The sequence below is a fragment of the Rhodococcus sp. KRD162 genome (assembly GCF_017168335.1).
Taxonomy (GTDB): domain Bacteria; phylum Actinomycetota; class Actinomycetes; order Mycobacteriales; family Mycobacteriaceae; genus Rhodococcoides.
The window spans coordinates 1-12,659 of the sequence record NZ_JABFAU010000074.1 but is presented as its reverse complement, the minus strand read 5'-3'; the positions used below and the strand labels follow the sequence as shown (position 1 = coordinate 12,659).

Genomic DNA, 12,659 nt, shown 5'->3' with positions numbered 1-12,659 from the left:
TCTACAATCATGAACGGCCCCACGGATCCCTGGACGGCATGACGCCGCAGCGCTACTGGGAAACCTGGACGCAAGAAAACCAATTAGCTATCGCATAGACGCTGGACTGCTATCGGGGGCCCAACCACTCGAAGCCAACATCGCGTCGCTGGTCAAGTACAGCAACGCCACCCTCATGCTCGTCGAAGCGCGCAATCGAATCCCGTTGACCACTGTCGGCAAACATGCACCGCTCCGCGAATCGCAGGTTTCGCAAGTTCTCGATCAGATCGACCTCGAGCAACTCGCCAGTCACAACGACCCCGAGAGTGGCGCTCAGAAACTTCTCATCGACGGAGAGCCCTACACCGCAGCGACATTCGAGCTGCACTCTGCACGCGCCCGGGAAAAGCACGGCGACCCGGTCGCCATCATTCTCCTTCTCGAGGACTCAGCAACTCCCGCCTAGCCCGGGAATGACACTTCATTCCACTGCCACACAAAACATTTGGAGATTTCTTACATGCGTGTACTCGTCACAGGCGCAAACCGCGGAATCGGCGCAGCGATCGCGAAACAACTTGTTTCCGAAGGACATACAGTCTGGGGAACACACCGCGGCGCAGAGGTTCCGGACGGCGTGCGCGGCGTCGAATGCGACGTCACCGACGACACATCGGTCGACAACGCGTTCGCCTACGTCGAAAAGGAAGACGGACCTGTCGAGGCCGTCATCGCCAACGCGGGAATCACCGACGACACCCTGATCATGCGCATGAGCACCGATCAGTTCACCGGCGTAGTCGACACCAATCTCACCGGAGTGTTCCGCGTCGTCAAGCGCGCGTCCCGGAACATGCTCAAGAATCGTGCTGGCCGCATCGTCATCATCGGATCAGCCAGCGGAATGTCCGGCATGCCAGGACAAGTGAACTACACCGCCGCAAAAGCGGGAGTGATCGGCATCGCCCGCTCGCTCGCACGAGAACTCGGTTCACGCGGCATCACGGCCAACGTCGTCGCACCCGGTTTCACCGAAACCGACATGGCAGCGGAAGTAAGCGACACCGTCGTAGCGAAGGCGCTCGAGCACATCCCACTGGGACGTTTCGGTAAGCCCGAAGAGATTGCGGCAACCGTTGGATTCCTCCTCAGCCCCGGCGCCGGATACATCACAGGAACCGTCATCAACGTCGACGGCGGCATCGGGATGGGGCACTGATCGGCTCGAACCAATGCATAATCCGGAGATAGATCCTGGTTCGGTCACGCACTCGTCGGCACCGAAACTGCGTACGCCGAATCCATTGGCTCGTTCCGCCTTCGAGTCGGGTCGAGAGTCGCGCCACGGGGCGCGTCATCTCGGCCCAGGCGGGCAGGGCAAGTGATCTCGCACGAGCGCAAGACCGGCGATGTGGGATCTCTCATCCAGTTTCTCCTCGCCACCCAACCTGTCGAGGGGGTGCAGGTCGTCGACGGCTGCGGGGCAATACACCAGCATCTGCGGTCGAATCCCTTGCCGCAGAGTCGAGACGGCCACGCAGTCTGGGCGCAATCAATCGCAGCTCTTATGGAGAAACCGCAGCGGAAGCTGTCAGGACTGAAATCGTCACCGCGGGGACCGAAGTCGCCGATAGAGTCATGGACGGCCGTCCTCAACGTCGGCGCAGACGCACTCTGGGGAGTGCGCGGCGACATACAGGTCATGACGACCGCCGTGATGAGCCGCCTCGGCATCGCGTCCGACGACAGTTCGTGGCGCTGGATCGCGTTGTCACTGCCGATCGTCGGCCGGGTCGAGCGGCGAGTACAGCTGGCAGCGACACCGCTGGACTACCGCGACCCGACATGGAGCCTGCTCGACCACGAGACATGGGCGCAGAGGACAGCGGCGACGGTCACCGGGGATGCCGAGCGCGGATACCTGCTCTGAGCCGGACTGGCCGCGACCGCCCGAATGGCCGAAATGGTCGAGGGCAGCGCGGCCGACGGGTAGTCGGGGATTCGAGCCGAGGTCCACATTCGAACAGCATCAGGGGAAATCGATGAGCATGGACGGCCTGAACTTCTTCTGGGACCGCCGCGCCATCCCGATACTGCCGGGTGGGATCAGTCGCGACGAGATCGCGCACACCCTCGCCCACAACCTGGCTGACTGCGTCTGGAACACAGCCGCATTGGAAGGGAACTCGTTCACCATCCGGGAAGTGAAATCCCTGATGGACGGCGAACAGGTTGCCGAGCACCCAATCTCCGAGGTACGCCAAATCGCCGACACCGCAGAGGCTTACACATGGCTGCTCGCCCAAGTTCGAACGGACTCCCTCGACTGGGACCGTGAAACCTCCGACCACAGCAACGGCATCCTCGCCCGCCACGAAGCGTTGGTCGCCGGACAATTCCGGACCTCCGAGGTATCCGTCCACCTCGGCGCTCGTGGCGCGTACACACCGCCACCAGTGGGTGATCTCGAAGACCACTATCGCGCAGGCATTTCGGCGCTCGGCAACATCGATCGGCCGGACGAACGAGCACTGGCGTACTTCGCGTTCGGGGCCCGCGCTCAGTTCTACTTTGATGGCAACAAACGAACCTCGCGACATCTCATGAACGCGATCCTGATGGCCGCAGGGCATCACCCGATCGTGGTGCCGGTCGCGCGAGAACTCGAATTCGACGAGGCGTGCGTGAGCATGTTCGCAGACGCCGACGCCACCGAAATAATGCAGTTCTTGGCCTCCTGCACGGCCTAGCCTTCCCAATCGACGCACACTGACCTTGCAGTTTCCTTTAATTGGAAGATATATTCCATCTATGCGAAACGTTCCTCCGGCGCTCATGCCGATCTTCCGATCGAAAGCGCAAGCCGAACTCCTCGCCCGCGTGCTCCTGCACCCCGACGAACAGTTCAGCCTCACCGACCTCGCAGAACACACAGGCGTCGCACTCTCAACCATGCATCGCGAAGTCGCACAGCTGATTACCGCAGGAATCTTCACAGACCGTTACGTCGGCCGGACACGCCTTATCTCCGCCGCCGACACCCCCGTCGTCGCCCCACTTCGCCACCTGGTGATGCTCACCTACGGGCCTCCGCAGGTCATCGCCGAAGAATTCGCCCTGGTCGGCGTCGAGAAGGTCGTCATCTTCGGCTCGTGGGCCGCGCGCTACGAAGACCAGCCCGGTCGTCAGCCCAACGACATAGATGTTCTACTGGTCGGCGAGGTCAGCCGCCTACAGATGTACACCGCGGCCGACCTCGCGTCAGAACGAATCGGAAAACCGGTCCACCCTGTCGTCTGCAGCGCGCAGGTGTGGGCGAACCCAGAAGGAGATGTATTGGTGTCCGAGATACAGAAGTCCCCGCACCTCACCGTGTTTGAGCGGGAAGCCGTATGACCGCGGCGTGGGGGACCGGACAGCAGGCGATACGCAGACGTCTCGACACGGGTGAGCTCGACCGAGTGAGCGGCAGTGCCGCCGACGGTGAATTCTTGCTCACCGAAGCACGACACCGCTGCGCGAGCGCCCGAACGATTCGGCAGTCGGACCCGACCGGTGCCTACGTGATGGCCTACGAATGCGGTCGCCACACCGCCACAGCGCTTCTCACGCAACAAGGCCTGCGGGCCACGGAGCAATCCGGGCACCATGCCGTCGTAATCGAGTCTGTCATCGAGCAATTCGGACCCGAACGCTTCGGGCAACTATCCGGCATGCGTCGCCGCCGACATACCCTTGAGTACCCACGTAATTCGAGTGAGACGGCGGTGACGGTCGAGGAGGTCGACGAAGCGATCGACTACGTCGAAGGGCTGTTGGAAGCCGCAGAGATGCTGCTCCCCAAACTCGGACTGTGGAGCTGAAATCCGCGTCGTGAGTAAGCTCCTTACCGAGGCGGCGTCTCAGCTGCTGGTCCACCCACGGACCGCACCTGCTCCACAAACCGACGAAACGCCTCGAAGCCGCCGAACAATGCCTGTTGCAACTCCTCGGCGCTGTCGATCCATACGACGCCCTCCAATACCGACACATCGTCCGGGTCGTGATTGCGATTCGGGACGAGATACGTCGGATTCCCCTGCGGACTGACGATCAAGAACCCCGCTGCAGCGCAGAGGTCGTAGATGAACGCACACTCAGCCGCGGAAAGCGTCGCGTGGTGGATACACCCGGTGAGCGGCTCACTCTGGTCCAACGGATCCAGAGTGAGTTCGGTGTAAACACCATCGAACTTCAATGCCTGGTCTTGGCTGTCGACAAGCTGGCTGCTCGGGTGGACCCGCAATCCTCGCTGATCGAGGAAAGCGGCCACCGCATCCCGATCCGCGTCGAGCCCCTTGTCGTTCTCAATCCGCATGAAATACAGCGAGAAACCCATCCGGTCGACCCCTTCAGTTCGTGTTCGTTTTCCCAATTCTGTCGCACAGAGAACCAATGCCGCGCCCGACCGCTACGAGAGCGCCGATCCGGTCCTCGAACGCGACCGATGGAGTTGGCCGGATGTTGATAGCGCGAGAAGGGCAAGTCACCATGGCAACTTGCCGGTGTTCAGCCAAACGAAGAACACGTCCAACACAACCCCGAGAGGCCCGAGCCACAGTCCGTACGGTGTCATCGGAATTCCGTTTCTGAGCGTTGGTCAACCTCAAATCGAGCGCGCGATCTAGTAGCAGTACCCGCCTAGCCAGCATGGGGCGTTGTTCAGCACCCAGACGCGCACGTCATCAGGGAAAATTACGGCGGGCATCAGCCACCAGATAAGCGGAAAGTCCATTTCGGATTCCCCTTCCAGTTGCGCTTGCAATCGAAAACCAAGAACGTCGACTTCGGTCGATTACCGTCTACCCGGTGAACCAACTTGTCACCTGCCCCAATGGGCACTCTGGACCATCTGGCGACGTCCTTACTGTCAACGGCGTTCAGAGCTGCCCGATCTGTGGGTACCCAATACCCCGCCGCTATCTCAGCAGTCCCGGCAGCTTCGCGTTGGTGGCATTGGGTTTGGCTTCGGTGGCGTTGATCGGCTGGGCGGCAATCCTTTTGTTCAGTCCGCTACCCGTTCAGAACATGGGCCTGGGCGCCATCGGCACGTGCGGCCCCGGCTACTCGTCCGAATCAGCGCTCTCGGTACGCATGAACCCCAACTCGGTTGTCGAAGGCCAACGAGATGTCGATCCGACATCCATCATCGCGGCGCAAGAGCAGCAGGAGTGGGTCGACTATTGCGTCGGCGTGGCCGATTCCAGACTCAAACTGTCGGCGGTAATCGGTGTCGTCGGCGTCCTCATCGGTGCGGCAACCCTTGTCCTTGCCGCCACACGACCATCCTGGCTTCTCCGAAGTTAGTGGGAGATCAACCAGGACAACCGCATTCGCTCGCCCCGGACGGACTGAGAAGGTCGGCAGCCTGTAGGGGAGCGGCAACCGGAACGAAGGAGCCCGGCACCGATGCACGGTGCCGGGCTCCTTCGCTTCTGTTTAACGTTCTAGGCAGATGCGTCGGCCATCTGCGGATCGAGTCTCACGGTCCCGTCCTCCGAGAACTCGGGGAAACGCAAACCCTGGTCCGATGCAGCTTTCGCTGCGCGCTTGTACCGGCGACGTGAGAACGATGCGGACCCGCCAATCTCTGCGGCGACCTGCTCGAATGACCACTCCGGGTTCGTGAGCTTCAATCGAGCGACTTCCTTCTCGCCGTCGTGGATGTCGGCGGCGTCCAGGAACGTCAATTCCGGCTCGAATTCCGGAGTCATACTGGGGGAGAGGCTCTCGGCCTTGACGACAGTGTTCGTAAGTTCGTCGGCCGGGCTCACCGTCACGGGCTCTGCGATCTCGTCGTCGGCTGACAGGGCGGTCTGCTCGCCGGAAACTGCACTGGCCGACGCTTCGAGCATTGTGGCTGCTGGAGGCTCGTCGGCAGGGGCCGTGGTGTCCTCGGCGCCGACGGGGGTTGAAGCCAGGTCGGAGACGCTCTCAGTGGCTGTGTCCGTCGGTTCCGTGACGGAGATGTCCTCGGGCTTCTCGACGGGCGCAACGGCCTTCTCGTGGACGATGACCGGCTGAGTGACAGGCGCGGTGACATGAGCAAATGGTTCCGCCGATGCCGTCACGGTCGGCTCGGTGGGTGCCGCGTCCTTCCATGACGGGGGGACGTAGGAGTAATCATCTGTCTGGGCTGCAACCGGCTCCGGCGCGTCGACGCCGTCGTCGACGGCGTCGCTGTACTCAGCGCCGAAATCGTCCCCGTCCCACAACACAGGCTCCTCCTCGACATACGTGCGCTCCTCGGGAGTCTCGACGGGCTCCTGCGCGACCGGCACCTCCACCGATTCCGCTTCCATCGCGATACGGCGCATCAGATCGTTGTACTCGCGGTATGCGGCACCGATCGCCTTGATGAGAAGGCCGATCCCGTGAGTGAAGGCGAGAACCAGCAACGGGGGTACTACCGCAATCAGCGCTGCCGCAATGGGATTGAGCGGTCGAAGTCCAACGTCTTCACCGGCAGCGGCCCTGGCCATGACATCCGCCGCAGCGGTGAACGCGTGGTACGCGTTACCGGCGACGCTGATGAAAACCACCAGCACGAGCAGGCATTGGAAGAATCGTTTCCCGACGTCGCTGCCGTCGATCTTGCTGAGCACGATCACACCGACCGTGGCGCCGAGGATTGCGCCGTCCACAATCAACGGGAAGATGTAGGCCTTCGAATCCGGCATCTGGGCTTGCAAGGCAAGATCCTGCAGAACAGCGAACGACAACACGAACGCACCGACCGTGATTCCGACGGCGATCAAGATGGCGAAGAAAACCGAGCCTATGAGGTTGTATAGACGCATCCGCGCAGCGCGGACGTTAAGGTCGTTCATGATCGGGTAGTCCTTTCGTTGGTCCCGGTCGTCGAGGCCCTGTCGGGATGCCGCCTGGCAGGGTCTCTTTTTTGGCTGTAATGCCGTTAAAAGTGTTGTGTGCCAGGTCTAGCGGGTTCGTGCGTCGGCGGGCTTCGGGAACGGTTTGCCGCCGTTGTACTGCTTTTCGAGCTTCAAGCACAGGTCTTCGATGGCGACCCGGATGAACATCTGCTGTGTCGTGATTCCTGTACGTGCCCTCGTGTGTTCGATCGTCCACTTCATTCGAGTTTTCAAGTCGTCGTCGACGGACAGCAACACCTTGCGTTGCTGTGGTTCGTCGCCGGGGTGCTTGGCGGACTCAGATCTTGCTGCCATCAGGTCTTCCTTTCCGGAGAAGCTCTGAGGCCACCGTAAACTATTATCTACTATTAGTCGATATAATAGTTAGGTCGCGATTTCGCAGGGCTCGATCGCATGCAGGCTGTAGCATGGAGGGTGTTCGTCGAGCGGTCGCCTGAGTCCGTTGACAAGCCCCAAAAGTCGAGAAAGATCCTCTCGGTGGCACAAAAATAACACTCAGAGTGATATTATTTCGCCATGAAGATGAAAGATGCCGCCAACATGGTCGCGGAGATCGCGGCCGAACAATGGGGCATCATCACCACCGCACAGGCCCGCGCCCACGACGTCACCCCCGTGCAAATGAAACGCCTCACCGACCGCGGCGCCCTCGAACGAGTCCACCACGGCATCTACACCATGACCCGAATGCCCTACGACCCGATCCAAGACATCCGAATCGCCTGGATCGCCCTCGACCCCAAAACCCCCGCATGGGACAGGCTCACCCAAGACTTCCCCACCGGCGTCGTCTCCCACCGCACCGCAGCCAAACTCCACCAACTCGGAGACATCGACGCCGACTGGACAGAATTCACCTGCCAACGACGTATCCGCATCGACCTGCCCGACATCAAAATCCACACCGGCACAGTCGAAGTGAAAGACTGGACCACCGTCGAAGGGCTCCCCGTCACCACGGCCAGCCGAACCGTCGAAGACCTCGCCGCCGCCAAGATCGACGGGGGACACCTCGCGAGCATCGCCCAAGACGCCATCGCCCAAGAGCTAGCCACCCCCGACGACCTCGAAAAAGCCCTCGCTCCCCACGCCTTCGCCTACGGCCACGCCCTCAACGACGGAAGCAGATTCCTCGCCTCCCTCATCGAACAAGCCGGAGTGTCCACAAACACCCTCCGGCTCGCCGACATGGCCACCCGCTATCTCAGAGAGCGCGAGCCCTCTGCCGCCGACAACGCATCGAACACACCGCGTCACATCAAACTCGACCCAGGAGCCCTCGCCTTCGCTGCCGCAGAGTCCACCGGACAATTCGAGCAATACTTGAAAATAGTGAGCGACAATGTTCTTCGAGACGCGATAAGCGGACTCGCAGCCGCTCAACTCGACACCGTCAGAGACGCCGTCCGCGCTTCCCTTTCTGAATCAGTGAAGAATTCATCGCTGCCGCGAATACAGCAACCCGCGCTCGAGGCAGCCCGCGCGGCGCTCTCACAGGCTATGGCGCCACTCCGGCAAGCCGCCGCAGAAAACTTGAAAGCCAGCACACGGAGCCTCGAGGAGAAGGGAGCGCCACCGATCGCCGAAAGTCACGGGGGACACGAAAATCGGAACCTCCCGAACTCTGGCACCGGTCAAGGCGACAATTCCTAGATGTCGAGCCCACTTGCGTCACGCGCTTTCCGTGAAAAGGTCAACCAACGCCTGAACAACAGGGCTGAAGCCACAGGTCAGTTGAAGAACAGGCTTCAGCGCCAGTTCGTGATGACACGGTTCCTGGCGAGAGTGTTCGGCGCCGATCCTGACGGTTGGGTGCTCAAAGGCGGAACCGGAATGATGATTCGCCTCCCCGAGGCGAGGTACAGCCAGGACGTGGACCTCATTTTCACTGCCCCAACGTCAATCGACGAAGTAGTCGACGGTCTGCAAGTGCTCCTGCGAGCCAACCCCATCGACCTATTCGTGTACACAATTTCCCGCAGGGAGCACAAGCCGGACGGGAAGATGACCGTCCGCGTAGGGGTGGCACTAGGCACGACGGAAATCGACTCGTTCAAGATCGACCTCCGATCCCACAGAGGAGTGATCGGAGCGATCGAGACCCATGCCATCCCTCAGATCATCGATCTCGGGGACGACGTCCCTACCGGAGCGGTTCGTGTCTATCCACTCGCCGATCAGATCGCAGACAAGCTCTGCGCGATGTACGAATTCCATCTCCGGCACGGCCAGCCGCCTCCCGGCGAAAACTCGAACAGGTACCGAGATCTGGTCGACCTACTCCTGATTGGACAGAGCTTGCCCATCGACCTGGAAACCACGGTCGCCGCTCTCGAAAACCAGCGCATCGTCCGGGATCAAATGACCCTGCCGATGGAACTGCACACACCCGGGCCGGATTGGTACGAAAACTGGTCAGAGTACGCTGCAGACAGTCCACTCGACGACACCCTCTACAACCTCGACGCCGCCCTGGCCCTCGCTGCCGGATGCTACAACCGGATCCTTGTCGAGCGACCAACGGCAGCAAGTCCGGCGACGTGGGATCCGGTGGCGCAACAGTGGATCGACGCCGACCAAGATTGACCGACTCTCTGCTCATCGCCCGAATTGGCGTCGAAGCGGAAGCTCGCAGTGCCCGTTCTTCGGACGTGACCATGGCCAATGGCGGGGTTGTGCGCAAAACCCGTTCCCCGACCACCATGTGACAACCCGATCTGCTGCGTCAAATAGCGCCCCTCCCGCAAATGAGGAATGCCCCGACCTTTTGGGGGTCGGGGCATTCCTGTTCAGCGAGAAACTATTTGGTGTCGAAGTCCGACTGCGTGCACGACGCTGACGCACCGGCGCCATTCGCGGTGTTCTCCGTAAGTACCTTGCCGTCAACGACGATCTTGCACGTGATCGCACCGGTACCGTCGTAGCTGTTGCTGGCCGTCACGGTGGCAACCTTGATGAGGCCGGTGACCGTCACGTCCTTCGTCCACGGCAACGTCGCTGCGGTGTCCTGAGACAGGTTCGAATCGTTCGCGGTGTACGTGATGATCGCGCCCTCGGAATCGCCGGTCACCTCGTACGTGACAACAACTTCCTTCTTCGACTCCTCATCGACACTGTTGATCGCGCCACCGACTAGAGCGGTGCAGCCTGCGAACAGAGCGATGAACACGACGACGATGGCCAGCAGGATCCATGGCCACTTTTTCTTCTTCTGCGGCGGCAGCGGCGGCTGCGCGTACTGCGGCGCGTAACCCTGCGGCTGCTGCCCGTACGGCTGCTGAGGCTGCTGGCCGTACGGTTGTTGCGGCTGTTCGCCGTAGGGCTGTTGCGGCTGCTGGGAATCCTGCGGCGGCTGGGTCATGATGGTCCTTTGGTGTCTTCTTTGCCGACACGTTGCTCGCGCGGCATTGCATATAGATACCAGACAGACCGGTCTCGACGTAGCTGGACAGGCGCGCTATCTCTGCAATTGGGCGGCTACACGCCCGCAACGATGTCTGAGTTTCCGTCGTGCGCTGCCGGTGCCTAGGTGTCCTGACCTTGACGTTCCCTATAAACGGGAAGTATCTTCGGGTTATGCGTAGTAACGGTCCTGCACTGCTGCCAGTGTTCCGCTCGCAGCACCAAGCGGAACTACTCACCCAACTCCTACTTCACCCCGACGACGAATACACCGTCAGCGACCTCGCGAAACGCCTCAAAGTGCCACTGTCCACCCTGCACAGCGAAATCGTCCGCCTCGACAAAGCAGGCCTCGTCGCCAGTCGCACCGAAGGACGAAACCGCCTCGTCCACGCCAACACCCGACATCCGGCATCTGCGGCACTCACCCAACTCCTCCAAACAACATTCGGCCCACGAACCGTCATCGACGAAGAATTCGAAATCCCAGACGCTGAACTCGTGATGATCTTCGGATCCTGGGCCGCACGATACGAAGGCGAGGACGGCCCACCACCCCGCGACATCGACGTCCTCGTCGTCGGCCGTGTCGACCGCGCAGATGTATATGCAGCAGCCGACCGCGCCCAGGAAAGGCTGGGCATCGAGGTCAACCCGGTGGTTCGCACCCCAGACGAGTGGAACGACCTCTCAGACCCGCTCGTAGCGCAGATTCGGGGATCGTCCCACCTTGTCATCCATGGCGATCCGGAGAGTCGCGGATGAGCCGCTGGAAGACCGGCGAGGCCGAGATTGAGCGGTTCCTCCAGAACGGTGAACTTCAACAACTCGTCGGCGAAGCCGCCAATGGAAAACCCATGCTCGCCAAAGCCGCCCAAAAACTCGTTACAGCACGTACCGCTCTGGACAGCGGTGACTTCGACTCTGCACTCACGCTCGCCTACGACGCCTCGAGGATCGCAACCAGTGGACTCCTCATGCAACAAGGACTCCGACCAACCACCGACGGTGGCCATGTCGTCGTAGTCCAAGCGATGCGCGCACAGTTCGGCAACGGATTCAGGCAGCTCGATCCCATGCGTCGCCGCCGTCACGAACTCGAATACTTCAAGAGGGCAGGCGATTCCGCTACCGAAGTCGAAGCTACTGACGCTGTGCTTGCTGCGGATAGCATCATCGAAGCAGCTGAAAAACTGATCGACTCGCTCGGGCTTTTCGGCTAACCAGAAACCGGACAGAGCCTCGACCCTGGGTGGGGTCGAGGCTCTGTCACTGACGTGCTTTCAAACCTATCGAAGCTGCCAGAGCTTCAAGTAGTCGGCGATGGGTTCGACGTAAGCGATGTTGTTGTTTCCGTGTGGTCCGCCGGAAAGAGTGCCAACGGCGAGGATTTCGCCGTTCGCGCCGTAGGCCCAGACAGGAGAACCTGAGTCGCCGTCTTCGTTCGCAGCGTGGAACGCGATCATGGTGGCCGGTGCTGAGATGTCGGCGAGCGGTCCGCATGAAAGTCCGGTTGTCGAGCCGAGCTTGCAAAGAACGGGACCGTTTCGTTTGACTTCGTCCTTGGTGAGCGCGCTGACGGTGGGATGGACACCTTCGATGGCGGCATCCACGGTGACGCCGGGCAGGAACGAGACAACGGCCGTGTCAGGGCCGTTGAACGTATCGGGGAACTCGACTGCGGCAATTCGGCCGATAGTGCGACCGTCAAGCGTCATCACTTCGTCGTGGAGGTCTCCGCAGTGCCCTGCGATGAGGCCGCGGTCCTGGTTGTCGGTGCCTGTGAGGACGAAGCCGAGTGTGCATGTGTTGTTCTGGCCATCAGCGTGGCGAATCGCGATCTTGTCGCCTGTACTGACAGTCGCCGGTGCTGCGTTGGCGGTGGCGGGCAGTACTGCTGCCGCGGCGACCACAGCGGTAGCGGCGAGTAGCGATCCGGCCATCTTTTTGAACATGACACGAAGAATAGCGGGATTGCTACCTTTCGGCAACTATCCCGCTAGTTCTGTGACCATTTTAGTGGTGTTCAGAACGCCGTTTATGCGTACGAATCGGGCCTGTTTAATGGTCGTTTATGTACGCAGAATGCCCAGGTAGCAGAGCTTTTGCTTCGGGTGCATGCGCGAGCAACGGATGATTCAAAGTCGCGATTTAACTCGCGAAAATGCTGGTTTAACTGTCGCGTTCAACGGGGCCATTATCGTCTATTTAGAGCGACGTCTTGAGCGCTGTCCAGGCGTCTCCGAACTGGGGGAGTGGTGTTCCGGTGGGGAGCGTCAGTGTGCTGGCGTACGTCGGTTCCTCCGGTGCTGCCGTGTCTTCGACTGCGGGTGGGGTGGGGGT

General features: G+C 60.9%; 16 protein-coding genes. 11 read left to right on the top strand and 5 right to left on the bottom strand.

Annotation, left to right across the window (positions count from 1 at the left end; all coding sequences use genetic code 11):
* The first annotated feature begins 175 nt into the window (after positions 1 to 175).
* From J1M87_RS26995 to J1M87_RS26970, 6 genes are all read left to right on the top strand, one after another.
* Complete coding sequence (locus J1M87_RS26995) at positions 176 to 448, top strand: hypothetical protein (protein ID WP_206492763.1); 273 nt, start codon at positions 176 to 178, stop codon at positions 446 to 448.
* 54 nt (positions 449 to 502) lie between these two features.
* Positions 503 to 1,201, top strand: a complete 699-nt coding sequence (gene fabG / locus J1M87_RS26990; protein ID WP_206492762.1) for a 3-oxoacyl-ACP reductase FabG — start codon at positions 503 to 505, stop codon at positions 1,199 to 1,201.
* A gap of 162 nt (positions 1,202 to 1,363) precedes the next feature.
* On the top strand, positions 1,364 to 1,912 hold the full coding sequence (locus tag J1M87_RS26985) for a hypothetical protein (RefSeq protein WP_206492761.1): 549 nt from the start codon (positions 1,364 to 1,366) through the stop codon (positions 1,910 to 1,912).
* Positions 1,913 to 2,024: 112 nt separating this feature from the next.
* Complete coding sequence (locus J1M87_RS26980) at positions 2,025 to 2,732, top strand: Fic family protein (RefSeq protein ID WP_206492760.1); 708 nt, start codon at positions 2,025 to 2,027, stop codon at positions 2,730 to 2,732.
* A gap of 61 nt (positions 2,733 to 2,793) precedes the next feature.
* Complete coding sequence (locus J1M87_RS26975; RefSeq protein ID WP_206492759.1) at positions 2,794 to 3,378, top strand: ArsR family transcriptional regulator; 585 nt, start codon at positions 2,794 to 2,796, stop codon at positions 3,376 to 3,378.
* Complete coding sequence (locus J1M87_RS26970; protein WP_206492758.1) at positions 3,375 to 3,845, top strand: hypothetical protein; 471 nt, start codon at positions 3,375 to 3,377, stop codon at positions 3,843 to 3,845. The genes J1M87_RS26975 and J1M87_RS26970 overlap by 4 nt, the downstream gene beginning before the upstream one ends.
* A gap of 23 nt (positions 3,846 to 3,868) precedes the next feature.
* Here the strand turns inward: J1M87_RS26970 and J1M87_RS26965 are convergent, their stop codons facing one another.
* Entirely contained in the window at positions 3,869 to 4,339 is a 471-nt protein-coding gene (locus J1M87_RS26965; protein ID WP_241257513.1) for a hypothetical protein, read from the bottom strand.
* 632 nt (positions 4,340 to 4,971) lie between these two features.
* Between J1M87_RS26965 and J1M87_RS26960 the strand changes: the two genes are divergently transcribed.
* Positions 4,972 to 5,328 carry a hypothetical protein gene (locus J1M87_RS26960; RefSeq protein WP_206492756.1) on the top strand — a complete coding sequence of 119 codons (357 nt, stop codon included), beginning with the start codon at positions 4,972 to 4,974 and terminating at the stop codon, positions 5,326 to 5,328.
* A 140-nt stretch (positions 5,329 to 5,468) separates the two neighbouring features.
* On the opposite strand, the gene J1M87_RS26955 is transcribed toward J1M87_RS26960, so the two are convergent.
* Positions 5,469 to 6,851 carry a DUF2637 domain-containing protein gene (locus tag J1M87_RS26955; RefSeq protein ID WP_206492755.1) on the bottom strand — a complete coding sequence of 461 codons (1,383 nt, stop codon included), beginning with the start codon at positions 6,849 to 6,851 and terminating at the stop codon, positions 5,469 to 5,471.
* A 108-nt stretch (positions 6,852 to 6,959) separates the two neighbouring features.
* Positions 6,960 to 7,208, bottom strand: a complete 249-nt coding sequence (locus J1M87_RS26950; protein WP_097388423.1) for a hypothetical protein — start codon at positions 7,206 to 7,208, stop codon at positions 6,960 to 6,962.
* Positions 7,209 to 7,430: 222 nt separating this feature from the next.
* Here J1M87_RS26950 and J1M87_RS26945 point away from each other — a divergent pair, with 222 nt between their 5' ends.
* Both J1M87_RS26945 and J1M87_RS26940 read left to right on the top strand, forming a co-directional pair.
* A complete protein-coding gene (locus J1M87_RS26945; RefSeq protein ID WP_206492754.1) occupies positions 7,431 to 8,567 on the top strand; it encodes a type IV toxin-antitoxin system AbiEi family antitoxin domain-containing protein in 1,137 nt (378 codons plus the stop codon).
* On the top strand, positions 8,568 to 9,500 hold the full coding sequence (locus tag J1M87_RS26940) for a nucleotidyl transferase AbiEii/AbiGii toxin family protein (protein WP_097388425.1): 933 nt from the start codon (positions 8,568 to 8,570) through the stop codon (positions 9,498 to 9,500). It abuts the gene before it with no gap.
* Positions 9,501 to 9,714: 214 nt separating this feature from the next.
* On the opposite strand, the gene J1M87_RS26935 is transcribed toward J1M87_RS26940, so the two are convergent.
* Positions 9,715 to 10,275 (bottom strand): MmpS family transport accessory protein, encoded by a 561-nt coding sequence (locus tag J1M87_RS26935; RefSeq protein ID WP_206492753.1) that lies wholly within the window; start codon positions 10,273 to 10,275, stop codon positions 9,715 to 9,717.
* Positions 10,276 to 10,490: 215 nt separating this feature from the next.
* On the opposite strand from J1M87_RS26935, the gene J1M87_RS26930 reads away from it, so the two are divergent.
* Complete coding sequence (locus J1M87_RS26930; protein ID WP_206492752.1) at positions 10,491 to 11,081, top strand: ArsR family transcriptional regulator; 591 nt, start codon at positions 10,491 to 10,493, stop codon at positions 11,079 to 11,081.
* Positions 11,078 to 11,539: a HEPN domain-containing protein gene (locus J1M87_RS26925; protein ID WP_206492751.1), complete on the top strand. Its 462-nt coding sequence runs from the start codon at positions 11,078 to 11,080 to the stop codon at positions 11,537 to 11,539. The genes J1M87_RS26930 and J1M87_RS26925 overlap by 4 nt, the downstream gene beginning before the upstream one ends.
* Before the next feature lie 66 nt (positions 11,540 to 11,605).
* Here the strand turns inward: J1M87_RS26925 and J1M87_RS26920 are convergent, their stop codons facing one another.
* Positions 11,606 to 12,271 carry a hypothetical protein gene (locus J1M87_RS26920; protein ID WP_206492750.1) on the bottom strand — a complete coding sequence of 222 codons (666 nt, stop codon included), beginning with the start codon at positions 12,269 to 12,271 and terminating at the stop codon, positions 11,606 to 11,608.
* Between the last annotated feature and the right edge of the window lie 388 nt (positions 12,272 to 12,659).

What these genes read in the sequence shown, in the direction of transcription:
- fabG (WP_206492762.1), top strand. Translation starts at nt 503, where the DNA reads ATGCGTGTACTCGTCACAGGCGCAAACCGCGGAATCGGCGCAGCGATC.
- J1M87_RS26950 (WP_097388423.1), bottom strand. Translation starts at nt 7,208, where the DNA reads ATGGCAGCAAGATCTGAGTCCGCCAAGCACCCCGGCGACGAACCACAG.
- J1M87_RS26955 (WP_206492755.1), bottom strand. Translation starts at nt 6,851, where the DNA reads ATGAACGACCTTAACGTCCGCGCTGCGCGGATGCGTCTATACAACCTC.
- J1M87_RS26920 (WP_206492750.1), bottom strand. Translation starts at nt 12,271, where the DNA reads ATGTTCAAAAAGATGGCCGGATCGCTACTCGCCGCTACCGCTGTGGTC.
- J1M87_RS26975 (WP_206492759.1), top strand. Translation starts at nt 2,794, where the DNA reads ATGCGAAACGTTCCTCCGGCGCTCATGCCGATCTTCCGATCGAAAGCG.
- J1M87_RS26965 (WP_241257513.1), bottom strand. Translation starts at nt 4,339, where the DNA reads ATGCGGATTGAGAACGACAAGGGGCTCGACGCGGATCGGGATGCGGTG.
- J1M87_RS26930 (WP_206492752.1), top strand. Translation starts at nt 10,491, where the DNA reads ATGCGTAGTAACGGTCCTGCACTGCTGCCAGTGTTCCGCTCGCAGCAC.
- J1M87_RS26995 (WP_206492763.1), top strand. Translation starts at nt 176, where the DNA reads ATGCTCGTCGAAGCGCGCAATCGAATCCCGTTGACCACTGTCGGCAAA.
- J1M87_RS26935 (WP_206492753.1), bottom strand. Translation starts at nt 10,275, where the DNA reads ATGACCCAGCCGCCGCAGGATTCCCAGCAGCCGCAACAGCCCTACGGC.
- J1M87_RS26970 (WP_206492758.1), top strand. Translation starts at nt 3,375, where the DNA reads ATGACCGCGGCGTGGGGGACCGGACAGCAGGCGATACGCAGACGTCTC.
- J1M87_RS26925 (WP_206492751.1), top strand. Translation starts at nt 11,078, where the DNA reads ATGAGCCGCTGGAAGACCGGCGAGGCCGAGATTGAGCGGTTCCTCCAG.
- J1M87_RS26940 (WP_097388425.1), top strand. Translation starts at nt 8,568, where the DNA reads ATGTCGAGCCCACTTGCGTCACGCGCTTTCCGTGAAAAGGTCAACCAA.
- J1M87_RS26945 (WP_206492754.1), top strand. Translation starts at nt 7,431, where the DNA reads ATGAAGATGAAAGATGCCGCCAACATGGTCGCGGAGATCGCGGCCGAA.
- J1M87_RS26980 (WP_206492760.1), top strand. Translation starts at nt 2,025, where the DNA reads ATGAGCATGGACGGCCTGAACTTCTTCTGGGACCGCCGCGCCATCCCG.